This is a genomic window from Aequorivita viscosa, assembly GCF_900106795.1.
Taxonomy (GTDB): Bacteria; Bacteroidota; Bacteroidia; order Flavobacteriales; family Flavobacteriaceae; genus Aequorivita; species Aequorivita viscosa.
On the sequence record NZ_FNNS01000017.1, the window covers coordinates 31952 to 47183 of the forward strand.

The 15232-nt window shown below is 34.5% G+C and carries 18 protein-coding genes; 14 read left to right on the top strand and 4 right to left on the bottom strand.

Annotated elements, in window-relative coordinates; translation table 11 throughout:
• Nucleotides 1-14: 14 nt before the first annotated feature.
• The 5 genes from BLW28_RS10540 to BLW28_RS10560 all read left to right on the top strand — a co-directional run bounded on the left by BLW28_RS10540 (nucleotide 15) and on the right by BLW28_RS10560 (nucleotide 5339).
• Nucleotides 15-1730, top strand: a complete 1716-nt coding sequence (locus BLW28_RS10540; protein WP_073219168.1) for a phospho-sugar mutase — start codon at nucleotides 15-17, stop codon at nucleotides 1728-1730.
• Complete coding sequence (locus BLW28_RS10545) at nucleotides 1730-3556, top strand: ABC transporter ATP-binding protein (RefSeq protein WP_073219171.1); 1827 nt, start codon at nucleotides 1730-1732, stop codon at nucleotides 3554-3556. The genes BLW28_RS10540 and BLW28_RS10545 overlap by 1 nt, the downstream gene beginning before the upstream one ends.
• 137 nt (nucleotides 3557-3693) lie before the next feature.
• Nucleotides 3694-4251 carry an RNA polymerase sigma factor gene (locus BLW28_RS10550; RefSeq protein WP_073219174.1) on the top strand — a complete coding sequence of 186 codons (558 nt, stop codon included), beginning with the start codon at nucleotides 3694-3696 and terminating at the stop codon, nucleotides 4249-4251.
• A gap of 21 nt (nucleotides 4252-4272) precedes the next feature.
• Nucleotides 4273-4782: a hypothetical protein gene (locus BLW28_RS10555; protein WP_073219177.1), complete on the top strand. Its 510-nt coding sequence runs from the start codon at nucleotides 4273-4275 to the stop codon at nucleotides 4780-4782.
• Nucleotides 4783-4871: 89 nt separating this feature from the next.
• Nucleotides 4872-5339, top strand: coding sequence for a hypothetical protein (locus BLW28_RS10560; protein WP_073219180.1), 468 nt, complete (start codon nucleotides 4872-4874; stop codon nucleotides 5337-5339).
• A gap of 216 nt (nucleotides 5340-5555) precedes the next feature.
• Here the strand turns inward: BLW28_RS10560 and BLW28_RS10565 are convergent, their stop codons facing one another.
• A complete protein-coding gene (locus tag BLW28_RS10565; RefSeq protein WP_073219183.1) occupies nucleotides 5556-5753 on the bottom strand; it encodes a hypothetical protein in 198 nt (65 codons plus the stop codon).
• 247 nt (nucleotides 5754-6000) lie between these two features.
• Entirely contained in the window at nucleotides 6001-6453 is a 453-nt protein-coding gene (locus BLW28_RS10570; protein ID WP_073219186.1) for a DUF4442 domain-containing protein, read from the bottom strand.
• A gap of 133 nt (nucleotides 6454-6586) precedes the next feature.
• Between BLW28_RS10570 and BLW28_RS10575 the strand changes: the two genes are divergently transcribed.
• The 8 genes from BLW28_RS10575 (at nucleotide 6587) to BLW28_RS10610 (ending at nucleotide 12552) form a co-directional block, all read left to right on the top strand.
• Nucleotides 6587-7090, top strand: coding sequence for a DUF4870 domain-containing protein (locus tag BLW28_RS10575; RefSeq protein WP_073219189.1), 504 nt, complete (start codon nucleotides 6587-6589; stop codon nucleotides 7088-7090).
• A 3-nt stretch (nucleotides 7091-7093) separates the two neighbouring features.
• Nucleotides 7094-7273, top strand: a complete 180-nt coding sequence (locus BLW28_RS10580) for a hypothetical protein (protein ID WP_073219192.1) — start codon at nucleotides 7094-7096, stop codon at nucleotides 7271-7273.
• A 72-nt stretch (nucleotides 7274-7345) separates the two neighbouring features.
• Nucleotides 7346-7684 (top strand): PadR family transcriptional regulator, encoded by a 339-nt coding sequence (locus BLW28_RS10585; protein ID WP_073219195.1) that lies wholly within the window; start codon nucleotides 7346-7348, stop codon nucleotides 7682-7684.
• The gene (locus BLW28_RS10590) at nucleotides 7681-9429 is read left to right on the top strand and encodes a PspC domain-containing protein (protein ID WP_073219198.1); all 1749 of its coding nucleotides are present in this window, start codon (nucleotides 7681-7683) and stop codon (nucleotides 9427-9429) included. Before BLW28_RS10585 ends, BLW28_RS10590 begins: the two co-directional genes overlap by 4 nt.
• Before the next feature lie 31 nt (nucleotides 9430-9460).
• The gene (locus tag BLW28_RS10595; protein ID WP_073219200.1) at nucleotides 9461-10174 is read left to right on the top strand and encodes a head GIN domain-containing protein; all 714 of its coding nucleotides are present in this window, start codon (nucleotides 9461-9463) and stop codon (nucleotides 10172-10174) included.
• Nucleotides 10175-10449: 275 nt separating this feature from the next.
• Nucleotides 10450-10881, top strand: coding sequence for a hypothetical protein (locus BLW28_RS10600; RefSeq protein WP_073219203.1), 432 nt, complete (start codon nucleotides 10450-10452; stop codon nucleotides 10879-10881).
• A gap of 331 nt (nucleotides 10882-11212) precedes the next feature.
• A complete protein-coding gene (locus BLW28_RS10605) occupies nucleotides 11213-11701 on the top strand; it encodes a DUF4199 domain-containing protein (RefSeq protein WP_073219205.1) in 489 nt (162 codons plus the stop codon).
• A gap of 293 nt (nucleotides 11702-11994) precedes the next feature.
• The gene (locus BLW28_RS10610) at nucleotides 11995-12552 is read left to right on the top strand and encodes a DUF2383 domain-containing protein (protein ID WP_159431762.1); all 558 of its coding nucleotides are present in this window, start codon (nucleotides 11995-11997) and stop codon (nucleotides 12550-12552) included.
• 50 nt (nucleotides 12553-12602) lie between these two features.
• Here BLW28_RS10610 and BLW28_RS10615 read toward each other — a convergent pair whose 3' ends face one another.
• Nucleotides 12603-13031 carry an organic hydroperoxide resistance protein gene (locus BLW28_RS10615; protein ID WP_073219211.1) on the bottom strand — a complete coding sequence of 143 codons (429 nt, stop codon included), beginning with the start codon at nucleotides 13029-13031 and terminating at the stop codon, nucleotides 12603-12605.
• Nucleotides 13032-13124: 93 nt separating this feature from the next.
• Here BLW28_RS10615 and meaB point away from each other — a divergent pair, with 93 nt between their 5' ends.
• On the top strand, nucleotides 13125-14210 hold the full coding sequence (meaB, locus tag BLW28_RS10620; protein ID WP_073219215.1) for a methylmalonyl Co-A mutase-associated GTPase MeaB: 1086 nt from the start codon (nucleotides 13125-13127) through the stop codon (nucleotides 14208-14210).
• A 25-nt stretch (nucleotides 14211-14235) separates the two neighbouring features.
• Here the strand turns inward: meaB and BLW28_RS10625 are convergent, their stop codons facing one another.
• The gene (locus tag BLW28_RS10625) at nucleotides 14236-15123 is read right to left on the bottom strand and encodes a diacylglycerol/lipid kinase family protein (RefSeq protein WP_073219217.1); all 888 of its coding nucleotides are present in this window, start codon (nucleotides 15121-15123) and stop codon (nucleotides 14236-14238) included.
• Between the last annotated feature and the right edge of the window lie 109 nt (nucleotides 15124-15232).

Sequence of the window (15232 nt, forward strand, 5' to 3'; positions counted from 1 at the left end):
TTAAATTAAGCGAAATGATTTACGTAGATCCAAAAATATTAGCTCGAGTTAACAAATGGCTCACACCGTTTTTTGATGAAAAAACCCAAACCGAAATTAAGGAAATGATCGCTCGCGATCCTGAAAAACTTGAAGATAGTTTTTACAAAAACCTAGAATTCGGGACTGGTGGTATGCGAGGAATAATGGGTCACGGAGATAACAGAATCAATAAATATACTTTGGGCAAAAATACCCAAGGCCTTTCCAATTATTTGCGAAAACGATTTCCCGGTAAAAACATTAAAGTTGCAATAGCATTTGACTGTAGACATAACAGTAAGGAGTTTGCAAAATTCGTAGCCGATGTTTTCTCAGCAAATGGTATAAAAGTTTTCCTTTTTTCTGAATTAAGACCTACACCAGAGTTATCTTTTGCGGTGAAGTATTTAGATTGCCAAGCTGGAATCGTCTTAACCGCATCTCATAACCCGCCTGAATATAACGGTTACAAAGTTTATTTGGAAGATGGAGGCCAGCTAGTATCACCTCAAGATAAGGAAGTAGTTGCCGAAATAAATTCATTGCAATATCAAGATGTAAACTTTGGAGCAAATGAAAATTTCATTGAATTTATTGATTCGGAAGTCGATGAAGCTTTTGCGGCGGCTTCTATTAAAAATGGCACTTTCGGAACATCTAAGGAAGCAAGGGAAAATTTAAAAATAGCTTTCACTTCCCTTCACGGAACTTCCATTACTATGATTCCCAAAGTTCTCGAACAAGCTGGATATACCAACGTTTCGATAGTTAAGGAACAGGCAGAGCCCGATGGCGATTTCCCAACTGTAAAATCTCCAAACCCAGAAGAGCCTGCTGCGTTGAAAATGGCTTTAGAACTGGCCGATAAGGAAAATTCGGATATTGTTATCGGAACCGATCCAGATAGCGACCGCTTGGGCATTGCTGTTAGAAATGATAAAGGAGAAATGCAGCTTCTCAACGGAAACCAAACCATGGTGCTAATGACACATTTCCTTTTAGAACAATGGAAAAAAGCAGGAAAGCTAAACGGCAAACAATTTGTTGCTTCTACAATTGTATCAACTCCCATGGTCGAAAAAATAGCTGAACATTATAATGTGAATTATTTGGAAGGACTTACAGGTTTTAAATGGATTGCTAAAATGATTAAAGACCACCCTGAGCTTGAGTTTATTGGTGGTGGCGAAGAAAGCTTTGGTTATTTGGTAGGCGATTTTGTGAGAGACAAAGATGCTGTTACCGCTACCCTACTCGCTTGCGAAATAGCTGCTCAGAAAAAAGCTGAAGGCAGTAGCATGTATAACTATTTAAAGGAAGTTTACAATCAATTTGGAAACTATCGGGAGCACTTAATTTCAATTACCAAAAAAGGGAAAAAAGGTGCCGAAGAAATATCCGAAATGATGAAATCGCTCCGGGAAAACCCATTTAAAGAAATTGCTGGCAGCAAAGTGGTTCGGATGGACGATATTTTAAAAGATGAATGCACAGACTTTATTACGGGAAAAACTTCCGCATTAAATTTACCTAAATCGAATGTTTTAATTTATTTTACTGAAGACGGAAGTAAAATAGCCGCTCGACCAAGTGGAACGGAGCCAAAAATAAAATTCTATATCAGTGTTAATACTATCGAAAAAGAGAACTTCACTGAAACACTTCAAAAGAAAATTGATGCTATAGCGGCACAACTAAACGTTAATTAATGAATTATTTCAGAAAAATACTTCGCTACGCATACCCTTACAAGAAATATGCTTTTCTGAATATCTTTTTCAATATTCTGTACGCAGTATTCAGTACGCTTTCATTTTTAGCGTTAATTCCTGTGTTACAAGTAATATTTAGCGATCAACGGGAAGTTGGAAAAGCTCCTGTTTATCAAGGAATAACCAAACTTACAGCGTATATGCAAGATGCTATGAGTTACCATTTGGTAAATTATATTAATGAATATGGCGACTTTGTTGTGCTTATGTTTATGATAGGTGTAATTATTGCGATTTTCCTTCTTAAAAACTTGAGCAACTATATGGCCATGTTCTACTCCACATATTTAAGAAATGGAGTATTAAAAGACCTTCGGAACGATTTATATAAAAAAGTAATACAGTTTCCACTTGCTTTTTATTCTGAAAAAAGAAAAGGTGACACTATTTCACGCCTGAGTGTAGATGTTGAAGAAGTGAAAAATTCGGTACTTTCAGTTTTGGAAATGATTATCCGAGAGCCATTAACAATTCTTACATCATTAATTGTTATGCTTTTTATAAGTCCGAAACTCACGCTTTTCGTGTTTCTATTTTTACCTGTTTCAGGTTTTCTTATTTCAAAAGTTGGAAAATCGTTAAAAAAAGGGTCTTTAAAAGTGCAACAAGAACAAGGTGTCTTTCTTTCAATATTGGAAGAAACTATGGGCGGTTTGCGAATTATTAAAGCTTTTCATGCTGAAAATCTTTTTCAAAAGAAATTTGAAGCAAGCAATGAACGGTTTTATAAATATTCAAACAAGGTAATGAATAGGCAAAATGCCGCTTCACCTTTAAGCGAGCTTCTTGGTATTATAACAATTGGAGTATTGCTAATCTACGGCGGTTATTTGGTTTTTGTAGATCGTACGCTGGATGCTAGTTTTTTCCTAGGTTATATTATGCTCGCTTATAATATCCTAACTCCCGCGAAAGCTATAGCCAAAGCTAGTTACTCTATAAAACGAGCAGATGGATCGGCTCACAGAATTTTAGAACTTCTGGAAGCTGAAAACACTATTATTGATATTGAAAACCCGATAGAAAAAGTAAGCTTTGACCACAGTATTTCGATAAAAAACATTTCGTTTAAATATGATAATCAATACGTGCTTCAAGATTTTTCATTAGAAATTCCGAAAGGAAAAACCGTCGCGCTTTTAGGGCAATCAGGAAGTGGAAAAAGTACCATTGCTAATTTATTAACCCGTTTTTACGACGTAAATAAAGGAAGCATTGAAATTGATGGAGTTGACATCAAGAATATTTCAAAAAAATCACTTCGCGGCTTAATGGGTATTGTTTCACAAGACTCTATTCTCTTCAACGATTCGGTGGCTAACAATTTAAAATTAGGAAAACCTAACGCTTCTGGCACCGAACTCCAAGAAGCTGCAGAAATCAGTAATTCATATGAATTCATTAAAAATCTTCCCGAAGGGTTCGAAACCAATATCGGGGACAGTGGTAACAAACTCAGTGGCGGTCAAAAGCAACGACTGAGTATTGCTCGTGCCGTTTTGAAAAATCCACCAATAATGATTTTGGATGAGGCAACCTCTGCTCTCGATACTGAAAGTGAAAGACTTGTTCAGGATGCATTGGAAAAAATGATGAAAAATAGAACTTCTATCGTCATCGCCCACAGACTTTCAACTATTCAAAATGCCGACAACATCGTTGTACTTTCAAAAGGCAAAATTGTTGAGCAAGGTAAACATCAAGAACTCCTTGCCCTTAAAGGAACCTATTACAGTTTGGTTGAAATGCAATCTTTAGCATAAATATAACCTTAGCGACTCGTTACGATATAATTTTAGCTTGCGCAGTGCTGAACGGATAATAACGATGAGCAGCGAAAATTCGACTTCAAATTAAACTATTCCGTGTATCTTTAGTCTTAAAACCAATTACGCACAAGGTGGTTGAAGAAAAAGAACTGGTAACGGCATTACAAACAGAAGCGGAAAAAGAAGCCGCTTTTCGCGAACTCGTGTCTCAGTACAAGGAACGTCTATATTGGCAAATACGCACCATGGTTTTAGACCATGACGACGCTGACGACGTGCTTCAGAACACTTTTATCAAGGTTTTTAGAAACATCAATTCTTTTAAAGGTGATAGTAAACTCCACACCTGGATGTATAGAATTGCAGCCAATGAATCCATTACATTTCTCAACAAAAAAGCAAAACAAAACAACATTTCTTTAGATAATGAGAAAAGTAATGCCGTAAGAAGTCTAGAAAGTGATGTGTATTTTGAAGGAGACAAGATTCAGTTAATATTTCAAAAAGCAATTGCAGCCCTACCAGAACGCCAACAGCTTATTTTTACAATGAAATATTTCGGTAATCACACTTTTGAAGAGCTTTCAGAGATTTTAGACACAACAGTAGGTGGACTAAAAAGCAGTTACCATATTGCTGTTAAGAAGATTACGGAATTTGTAAAAACTGAGAATGAAACCTTTTCATAATTTTGAAGTCAAACAGTATATATGAACGAAAACCTTAAAATATCGGGATTTAAAACACCAGAAAATTATTTCGAAAATTTCGAAACCGAGTTATTTATTCGTTTGGAAGAGGAGCGATTTCCAAAATCGTCTGGATTTGAAGTGCCAACAGGATATTTTGATTCTTTAGAAGAAATAGTTCTTCAAAAAGTTAATAAGAAGGAAAATCCTGTATACGATAAAAGTAAGGTTATTTCCTTTTTTCCAAAGCGTTACTATGCTTATACAGCGGCTATAGCCGCTTGCTTATTGCTTGCCGTTACGCTGTTTAATTCACAACAAGACGTTTCGAATATAGATACTATTCAAATTGGCCTAATTGATAAATATATTGAAGAAGGAAATTTAAATTTGGATTTGTACGAGTTAACGAGTTATTTAGATGCGGATGACATCGAGATTGTAGACTTTGATAACCAATACTTTTCACAAAACACTTTAGAAGATTACCTTTTAGAAAACACCGAAGAAGAAATTTTAATCGAAGAATAATAGTCCTTTACAATAGGACTTTTAAAATATAATATCCAATTTCCATCTTGAAATAAATTCAAGCCGAAATTTAAAACACAATTATAACTATGAAGAATCTTATATTTATATTCCTCCTTGTATCGGCAGCGGTGTATTCGCAAGAAAACAAGTATGAAAAAATTAAAGCACTTAAAACGGCTTATATCACAGAACAATTGGCTCTTACTCCTTCTGAAGCTGAAAAATTTTGGCCCGTATATAACAAGTTTGATGAAAAGTTCCACGATTTAAGGCATAAGAAATATGACGATGTATATAAAAAACTGCATTCTGGAATAGAAAACCTGACCGATGAAGAAGCCAATAAACTAATCGACGACTATCTTTCTATGGAATCAAATAAATTAGAAATGCGAAAAGAGAAGATAGCAGCATTACGAAAAGTGCTTTCTCCAAAAAAAATAATCGGTTTAAGAAAAGCTGAAGACGATTTTAAACGTGAACTGTTAACCAGATACCGCCACGGACAAGGAAAAAATCAATCACCAATGGAAAAAGGAACTAAAAGACCTTAGAAAATTAGACTGATTAAAGATGAGGCATCCCAAAACCAAAATTTTATTAATTTGGCCAGTAAACCGTTGTAATAACAATTTTGAAAGTTAATACGTTAAAGTTCTCGACTGTGCTCAACGGACTAAATGCACAAGTTTTGATACAACTGTTGCAATAAATACGAATAATATTAAATTAAAAAGAGTCGCAAAAATTAATTTTTGCGACTCTTTTTATTAAGGGTTTAGATATACTAAACACTGATTTAATTGTGGGTTCTGCTTGATAAGCGAATCTATCCAAAGTTTAAGCTCCTCTATTTCATAAGGAAGTAACCTTGTCATTGCTTTTTTCAATTCCTTGCAGAACAAATTTACATCAAAGCTCACTTTAGAAAGTACCGCTTTGGTATAGTCGTACATTGCTCTTGCCATAGCTAGTTAATTTTTTAAATTAGTTAGGTAAAGTTGCTATATAGGGGGAAGTGCTTTTGCATTAACAGTATAAATATAGCAATTATATGTCAATTCAAAGCACATTTCACTAAAGAAAGCAATGTTAAAGTTTTGTAAAAATCTATAAGAGCTTGAGATTGTGAGGGCACTAAATAAAAATGATCCTAAAATTCGTCGACATTAACAAGGTATAAAATTTAAAAGATAGAATGCTAAGAGTCGAAATTTAACGTAGTTTAATTGTCCACTCAAATTCAAAAACTGAAACTACATCTCCAGCAGAATCAGTTCCTACAGATTTCATCCAAACAGTTTGCCCCTCCCCCGATACGATTGCTGTTTTTATTGCATCGTCCATTTTGCCTCCATCGGTACATTTAAAATAAATTCGCCCTTTCGCTTTTTTACTAAATGAAGCCTTATTGTTTGCTACAAGCATTGAAATATTTTTATTGCTTTCCTTAATCTTGGCCATAACCATTGCACCTGTACTTAACTCCGCTGCAATTCCTTGTACTGCCCAAAACATAGAATTAAATGGGTTCTGATTTAACCAACGATGCTTTACCGTGGTAACACAAGTATCTTCCGAAATAGATTTTACCCGAACGCCTAAAAAATATGCCGATGGTAATTTGAATAATAAGAATGTATTGATTTTACTGGGTGTTAGCTTCATATTGTAGAGATATTATGCGAATATATTCAATAATTCCCTACCATCCTACATGTTAAATAAATGTTAATTACAGTACTATGTGTTACACACTACTGTCTTTTAGACATATATTTGCATAAGAAAACAACTAATTATGGAAACAACACTATCAAATGCATCCGCCAGAGAGGCAAAAAACCAGCAAACCACAGCGTCATTAATCCATTTATCCACATTATCAAAGTATTTTTTTCCTTTTGCGAATTACATAGCGCCTTTATTAATATGGACATTTAATAAAGACAAAGAGTTTGTTGACGAACACGGGCGGCAGGCTATTAATTTTCAATTAAGCATACTCGTGTATACTCTGCTTATAGGGTTAATTTGTCTTCCATTCATTTTAATTTTTGCTACAGACTTTATTTCGTTATTGGAAATAATTGATAGCAGTAAGGAACAATTTTCAATGAGTACACTTCAAAATATATCAGGATATTTACTCTTATTCAGTATTGTATTTATACTACTAATCACTCTTTTCATTTTTGAATTGTACGCAGTAATTAATGCGTCAATTCACGCTACAAGGGGTGAACATTATAAGTACCCATTATGCATCCCTTTCATAAAAACAAAACCAATCCAAAACATCTAAAAAATGAATACAATTGTAAGTTATGTAATTGGGGCAGCATTATTTATAGCAGCATTATTCTTACCGCACAACACCGACGCTACTGTTAGTACGATACCAATAAAAATGGAAGAAAGGCTGGGCGCAATGAGCATAAATAATTCTAGCACCCAAAGTTTCGAGCAAGACGAGAAGTTGGAATAATTATACAAAAAAACAAATTTGAAGGATTAACTTCAGTTTGATTAAAACACTATCTACTTAAAAAACAATGAAATGAAAATCGAAAACACAAAAGCACAAATGCGGAAAGGAGTTTTGGAGTTTTGTATTCTTTCTATCCTAAAGAATGGCGAGGCATACACATCAGATATACTTGAAACTCTAAAAGACGCCAAGATGCTTGTGGTGGAAGGCACTATTTACCCGTTGCTAACAAGGCTTAAAAATGCGGGATTGCTTTCGTACCGTTGGGAAGAATCTACCGGCGGGCCACCACGCAAGTATTATTCACTTACAGAAAAAGGAATTCTATTTTTAACCGAATTGAACAATACCTGGAGCGAATTGCAACAGGCAGTAAATAAAGTAACTAGCGAAAAAACCACAAAATGAACAAGACAGTAAACATAAATTTGGCAGGCATTTCATTTCATATAGATGAAAACGCTTTTGGTAAACTTTCACGCTATCTAGATGCTATCAGAAAATCATTAAAGGGAGCTGATGGTAGCGAGGAAATTATGCAAGATATAGAAGCTCGCATCGCCGAACTATTTTCAGAAAAAATCCATTTTCAGTCGCAAGTTATAAGTTTAAAAGATTTAGACGAAGTTATTACCGTAATGGGGCAGCCTGAAGATTATGAAGTAGACGACGAAATTTTTGAAGAAAACCCAAAATCCTCAAATTCCTATTCAAAATCTACGGGTAATGCTAAACACAAGCAACTTTTTAGAGACATAGACAACAAATACATTGGAGGAGTATCGTCAGGAATAGGTCATTACATAGGTATCGATGCCATCTGGATTCGACTGTTATGGGTTATTTTAGTTTTGGCTGGCCTAGGTTCGCCTATATTCATTTACATCTTACTATGGATTTTAGTTCCAGCGGCTATAACTACTTCAGATAAGTTAAAAATGACTGGCGAGCCTATTAACATTTCAAACATTGAACGAAAATTTAAAGAGGGTTTCGATAATGTTACCGACCGAGTCAAAAATGTAGATTATGATAAGTATGGTAACAAAGTAAAATCTGGCGCTTCAAGTTTTTTCGATAGTCTCGGTGAAATAATCACAACAATTTTCAAAGTATTTGCAAAGCTTATTGGGGTGTTTATTATTTTCATCTCACTATCGACAATTATAGGATTAGTGGTTGGTTTCTTCACAATGGGCACTATTGATTTTTGGGGAAGTAATGAAATGACAGAATACATTGCTATGGTAGATACTACAAACGTTCCACTTTGGTTGTGGGCGTTATTAGGATTTTTAGCAATTGGAATTCCCTTTTTCGCACTGTTTATTTTAGGGTTAAAACTATTAATAAGCAACCTTAAAGCGATGGGCGCAACAATGAAAATCGTTTTAATTGTAGTATGGGCACTTTCTATTATCGGTTTGACGATTCTCGGAATAAAACAAGCCACAGAAAAGGCATACGACGGAAACTATATAGAAGAAAAAGCGTTAAGCATTCGAACTTTAGACACATTACATGTTAAGATGCGCGCCGATAATCAATTTAGTCATAAGTTGGGTAGGGATTCAGATTTAGAAATTAAGTACACCAAAGATGAACAGCGAATTATATATTCCACCAACATACGGATGAATATAAAATCCACTACCGATTCTATTGGTAAAATTATAATTGAAAAAACAGCTGAAGCAAATAATTCTTTAGATGCTAAAAAACGTGCTGAAGCGATTAACTACAACTATTCATTTGAGAATAAAACGCTAAATTTAGATGGTTTTTTTACAACCCCTGTCGAAAACAAATTTAGAGATCAACAGATTGAAATAACAGTTTTTGTACCTGAAGGCACTATTATCTTCTCTAGCGAAGATGTTTCATCCTACTATAGCTTTGATTCATATTTTAACGAAGCGAGCAAATGGGACAAGCAAGCACACTACTTTAAAATGCATAAAAACAAGGTAGCCTGTCTTGATTGTGAGGAAAAAATTGATATTTCAGAAAACGCAAAAACGTTAGAAAACACTGAAAGCCAAAAAGAAACCGATTCTGTTTCGCCTCAAAAAACTAAAAGCTGGGAAGAAAAAGTAATTGATGACTTGAAGAGTAAAGAAAATTCAAAATCGAACACTTTTAAATCAATATAACACATACAACTAACCAGAAACACCAAAAGTCATGAAAACTTTAAGCATCACATTAACCGTAATAATCTCATTAGCCGTAAGCGCTTGCAGCTTCAATCTAGGAGTAAAAGGTAACGGAAAGGTTATCACTCAAGAACGTAATGTGTCAGAAAAATTTACCGAAATTAGAGGTAGTGCAGGCCTAGACATATATCTAATACAAGGAAATGAATATAAAATTGAAGTCGAAGCTGATGAAAACCTTCAACAATTCATCGAAACTGATATCACGAACGGTAAACTACATATAACAACTTCTGAAAATATTGGTTGGTCAAAGGCGAAGAAAATTTACGTAACCTTTATAGAAGTAAATACAATTGAAGCAAGTAGTGGCGCAGACGTTGTTGGAAAATCTATGATTAAAAGTGAAACACTCTCACTTAAATCTAGTAGTGGTGCAGATTTAGAGATCGAAGTATTTTCAAAAGATATAAGTGCGCAAACAAGTAGCGGAGCCGAAATAAAAGTAGCAGGGAAAGCATCTTCATTGGTAGCGAAAGCCTCAAGCGGAAGTGAATTGGATGCCAAAGATCTTATGGTGGTAAGCTGTACTGCAGAAGCATCAAGTGGTGCGGAGATAAAACTTAATGTTAAAGATTTTTTAGATGCAAATGCAAGCAGCGGTGCCGACATACAATATGTTGGAAATCCAACTTCAGTCAATGCCAATAAAAGTAGTTCTGGAAGCGTAAAAAAATTATAATCACCAAAACACAAATTTTAGTTTGAAGTATTTTGATTGGAACAGTAACCTTCTACTATCAAATTAACTCAAGCCTTCAGAAAAAAACGAATTTTAATTTAAAAGCCAAAGAACAGATCATCTAGATTCAAAAGTTTTAATAGAATGTAGAATATTCACTTAATTTAAGACAAAAGCCTAACAATATCATAAAGTATTGTTAGGCTTTTTTCATTTACATTTATTTTAAGAATTCCTTGTTCAAAAAACACCGATATTCGACCAAAACTCACTAAATGAAACAATTAATTATAATATTTTCTTTAGTAATATTAGTTGCTTGCTCAAAAACTGATGAATCTGACAATGCTGTTGTAACTGAATTTGAAGAAATTGAATCTATCCTTCCTAAAACCGAATGGAAGGTCAATAATTTATTTATTAACAATGAAGATTATATTGGCAGTGTACAAAATTTCAGCTTTATATTTAAAACCGATGGTATTGTTGAAGCCAAAGCCGATAGTACCTCTAAATCGGGAACGTGGATATATAGAAATTCATTAGAAAATGGAGAACAATTGATCATTCAATTTAATGATACCTCTTCGTTAAACAAACTTTCCAACCAATGGGAAATAATTTCGATAAGGACTTCTCAAGTTGAATTTATAGATGAAGAAAAGAACAGCGATGTAACGCATTTATTATCATTTAACAAATCATAACCCTATTAAATATTAGTATTTTAGAAAGTATTGTTCGAAAAACGATTGAAAAATTTCGGTTTTGATACTCAACAGAATGAAAATGGATGGCATATTTAAGAAACTCCCAGAAAGTCTTTATCAACTTTGGTCTATAAGAAATCATAGAGTTTCAATCGGACAACCATGAGTTTTAAAGAGATTATACTATTTAAATAATTATGATTGAAAATGTGTATCATTACCACGGCAAAATATCGAAAAATAAAAGGCTCGACCGCCGGGCTAAGCATTCTATTAATCATTACACTCCTATCAAATTAGTTGATAATTACAAATAGCTTTTACCTGTATGAAAAAAATTTACATTGAGTTAAAATGGGCAATTATTTTCAGCATCACCTTATTGTGCTGGATTTTGTTTGAAAAAACAATGGAGTGGGACAGCGAAGACTTTGAAAGTTTTTGGTGGTTAACCATTCTTTTTCTGCCTTTCGCTATTTTAATGTTCTTATTAGCATTACGCGAAAAAAGAAGAAGGGTTTTTGGAGGAGAAATGACTTGGCTTCAAGGCTTTACTTCGGGTTTAATTATTAGTGTTTTTGTGGCGCTACTCTCTCCCCTAACTGAATATGTTGCCTATAACTTTTTTACACCAGATAATTTTAATTCCATAGCAGAGTCCTCTGTTACCAACGATTTAATGAGTCGAACTAAAATGAACGACCTTTTAAAAATAAATAACTATCGTTGGCAGTCGGCATTTGGCCTTTTCGGGTTTGGAGTTTTAATTTCGATGATAGCTGCCATTTTTGTCAGAAGAAAATATGAAGCGGAATAGATTCATTTAAAACAAAAACGTCTTATTACTGCTCTCATTTATTTAAAAAAGTTATTTGAAATTTTAATTTTAACATCAAAAAAAATACAATATTGGATTCGTAATAAACCAATCAATTTGGCTCTTAGCTTTTAGGAAAAACTAACAAATGCAAGTTTGAGGTATAGACTCACTATCTTTTCAGGTAAAGCCTTTTGTTTAAAGGCTTCACAACTTTAAATTTTAATAAATATTTGAATTTTAGAATTTTTGAATACCAAATTTTATACTAACTTTGACGAAATTAAATGGTTATGAAAAAGAAATACGCTGATTTTGATAAATTAAACCGTTTGTTAGTAGCCTGTTTTGAAGCAGAGAAATTATACTACAACGCTGCTCAAGATGCGCAAACTACACCCCTTAAAAGGTTTTTGAATTATATGGCTGTTGAACGAAATAGAATGAGCCATGATATTTCAAACGAACTTCACTCCCGCGACATTGAACCCCTCAAACAAGATTCCGATAAAGGAAACTTAGAGCGTTCTTGGATGGAGATTAAAGAAGCACTAGAGCACTTTGATGCCAAAGCTATTATTGACTCGTGCATTAGCCGAGACCGCAATAATATTAAACGCTACGAGGAGCTTCTAGAGCGACGCGAGTTGCCCGACAATGTTCTTGAAATTCTTGAAAAGCATAAATTTCAATTGCAGTGGTATATCAAGCAAGCCATTCAGCACACTAAACAGAGTCCTTTTAAAGAACCTGTTGAAGAAAAAGAAGTGGCTGTAGATAAAAAAGAATCAACCGAAAAACCACCTGAGGAAAATCAAGGAGGAAAGGTTATAAATCTAAAAGCTATTTAAATTATAAAGCCCCAGAACTGGGGCTTTGTTAATATTTATAACGCTTTTGACTATTCGTCTAATAAAAGATTTAACGTAACAGTAATGTTATCGCGTGTAGCACGAGAGTACGGACAAACTTCGTGAGCTTCGTTCACTAACTTCTCTCCTGTTTCAACATCTACTCCAGGAATGAAACAATCTAAAACCGCTCGTAATTGAAGGTTACCTTCTTTTGTTTTTCCAAGTTCAATATTTGCGGTAACGCTTATTTCATCGCCAACTTCTATTTTATTGTTTTTAGCTACTAATTGAATAGCGCCTCCAAAACAAGCAGCATACGCGCATCCAAATAATTGTTCTGGATTGGTGCCATTTCCACCTTCACCACCCAAACCTTTAGGTGTTGAAAGTTCTAAATCAATTTTTCCATCATCAGTAGATACGTGTCCTTTTCTGCCACCTACGGCTGTTGAAGAAGCTTCATACAAGGTTTTCATTTTTTATTTCTTTTAAAATTATTAACTTCCAAGATACTACCTTCGCATCGTTTAAGAAAAAACATATTCATAAATTTGTGCTAAATTCACTCCGTGGAAGAGAAAAAACAAAATACAGACGCATTACAAGAAAAAGCAGGAATTTCCCAGCCTCCCACTTTAAATTTAGAAATGGCAGCAAGACTCCGAGCAAGTCGAAATAAAGCTCCGTCAGTTTCTGAATTAGTGGAAGGCATCCTAGCACAAGACCAAGTAGCTTTAAGCCGAGCCATTACTACTATAGAAAGCACAGCTTTAAAGCATCAACAGCAAGCTAAGGAAATTATTGAAAAATGCCTGCCACACGCAAATAAATCAATACGCATTGGCATTACGGGTGTTCCTGGTGTTGGCAAAAGCACATTTATAGAAAGCTTTGGAAAGTTGTTGATTTCTGAAGGAAAACGAGTTGCAGCCTTAACGGTAGATCCAAGTAGCAGCATAAGCAAAGGGAGTATTCTTGGTGATAAAACCAGAATGGAAGAATTGGTTAAGGAAAAAAACGCTTTTATCCGTCCTTCGGCTAGTGGAGATACTTTAGGCGGCGTTGCACGAAAAACACGGGAAACGATTATACTTTGTGAAGCAGCTGGTTTTGATGTAATTCTTATTGAAACAGTTGGCGTGGGGCAAAGTGAAACCACCGTCCACTCCATGTCAGATTTCTTTTTATTGCTGAAACTTGCAGGTGCTGGCGATGAACTTCAAGGAATTAAACGTGGAATAATGGAAATGGCAGATTCCATCATCATTAACAAAGCAGACGGAGATAATTTAAAAGCTGCGAAAATGGCTAAAAATGAATTTAGTCGCGCCCTACACCTCTATCCTCCCAAAGAAAATGGTTGGGCGCCCAAAACATTGTTGGCCAGTGCGCTTAACAACGATGGAATGGATAAAATTTGGAGTGTTGTACTTCAATACTTCGAAACAGTTAAAGCCAATCACTACTTCGAACATAAAAGAAAGGAACAAAATAAATTTTGGTTAATGCAGACTATTGAAAGTCGATTGAAAAGTGAATTTTATGCTAACCCAGCTGTTAAAAAAGAATTAGAAATCCAATTAAAGGCTATAGATGAAAACAGAACCACGCCTTTTGAAGCGGCAGAAAAGTTATTATTGATGAAAGCCAATTAGTTATATTCACAATTTAAGAAATCTATTAAGGAATACACACTTTCAAATTTTCTGGACGGATCGAGATTTCAATTCTAGATCCTTTCAGAATAAAAGACTCTCCATCTTTTTGAGCCTTTAGGATTGTATTATCATCACTTTTAATAAGCAATGATTTCACCTGCCTAAACTTAACTTCCTTCAACCAATGGTGTTTTTTAAAAAGGAACAAAATGGTGAAGAACAACAGTTTAAAATAAGAAAGCTGAGGCACGATAATCAAATCTAAAAGGCCATCTTGTAAAGAGGCACGGGGTGTTAAACTCATTTTATACCCCATTTCGTTTGAGTTTGAAACAAAAAGTAAAAAAGGTGAAATAAACTCTGTTGTGCCGTCATAGGTAAGTTCCACCACATTATTATAGTGATAGTTCTTTAAAGTTCGAAATGAAGATTGCACATAACTAAACAATTGCCGAGCCTTATTTTCTTCATAATCTGAAATAACGTGGGCATCAAAACCAACGCCCGAATTACTAAAAAAAGGACTGCCATTAATACTTCCGGTATCTATTGAAGTTATATTCTGATTTTTAATAATGTTTAAGCCCTTTTTCTTATTCTTCGGTATTTTCAGGTTAGAAGCTAAGCCGTTGCCCGATCCCATGGGCAAGATTCCTAAAACAACAGAGGTGTTCAATAAACAAGAAGCAACTTCGCTAATTGTACCATCACCACCACAGGCCACAATAATTTTCGCGCCCTCTTCAATTGAAGTTTTAGTTAAGGCTATCGCGTGACCTGCATATTCAGTTTTTTTTATGCAAGTTGAATAATTTGATTTTGGAAAATAACGGCTTACTAAATCAGGAGAAAGTTCATTTTTACCTTTACCTGAAATGGGATTTACAATGAAGTGAATAGTAACCCTCACGTTTTAAAATTTAAAATTCCCTTCCTGTGCACCAACTCACATTCCAGTTATTCAGCAATAAAATTGATCTGAAAAAAATAATCAATTACAAAAAGAACAGTTAGGCTGC

Excerpts from the sequence above, each read along its gene's own strand:
- BLW28_RS10540 (WP_073219168.1), top strand. The coding sequence starts at position 15 with ATGATTTACGTAGATCCAAAAATATTAGCTCGAGTTAACAAATGGCTC.
- BLW28_RS10545 (WP_073219171.1), top strand. The coding sequence starts at position 1,730 with ATGAATTATTTCAGAAAAATACTTCGCTACGCATACCCTTACAAGAAA.
- BLW28_RS10555 (WP_073219177.1), top strand. The coding sequence starts at position 4,273 with ATGAACGAAAACCTTAAAATATCGGGATTTAAAACACCAGAAAATTAT.
- BLW28_RS10560 (WP_073219180.1), top strand. The coding sequence starts at position 4,872 with ATGAAGAATCTTATATTTATATTCCTCCTTGTATCGGCAGCGGTGTAT.
- BLW28_RS10565 (WP_073219183.1), bottom strand. The coding sequence starts at position 5,753 with ATGGCAAGAGCAATGTACGACTATACCAAAGCGGTACTTTCTAAAGTG.
- BLW28_RS10570 (WP_073219186.1), bottom strand. The coding sequence starts at position 6,453 with ATGAAGCTAACACCCAGTAAAATCAATACATTCTTATTATTCAAATTA.
- BLW28_RS10575 (WP_073219189.1), top strand. The coding sequence starts at position 6,587 with ATGGAAACAACACTATCAAATGCATCCGCCAGAGAGGCAAAAAACCAG.
- BLW28_RS10580 (WP_073219192.1), top strand. The coding sequence starts at position 7,094 with ATGAATACAATTGTAAGTTATGTAATTGGGGCAGCATTATTTATAGCA.
- BLW28_RS10585 (WP_073219195.1), top strand. The coding sequence starts at position 7,346 with ATGAAAATCGAAAACACAAAAGCACAAATGCGGAAAGGAGTTTTGGAG.
- BLW28_RS10590 (WP_073219198.1), top strand. The coding sequence starts at position 7,681 with ATGAACAAGACAGTAAACATAAATTTGGCAGGCATTTCATTTCATATA.
- BLW28_RS10595 (WP_073219200.1), top strand. The coding sequence starts at position 9,461 with ATGAAAACTTTAAGCATCACATTAACCGTAATAATCTCATTAGCCGTA.
- BLW28_RS10600 (WP_073219203.1), top strand. The coding sequence starts at position 10,450 with ATGAAACAATTAATTATAATATTTTCTTTAGTAATATTAGTTGCTTGC.
- BLW28_RS10605 (WP_073219205.1), top strand. The coding sequence starts at position 11,213 with ATGAAAAAAATTTACATTGAGTTAAAATGGGCAATTATTTTCAGCATC.
- BLW28_RS10610 (WP_159431762.1), top strand. The coding sequence starts at position 11,995 with ATGAAAAAGAAATACGCTGATTTTGATAAATTAAACCGTTTGTTAGTA.
- BLW28_RS10615 (WP_073219211.1), bottom strand. The coding sequence starts at position 13,031 with ATGAAAACCTTGTATGAAGCTTCTTCAACAGCCGTAGGTGGCAGAAAA.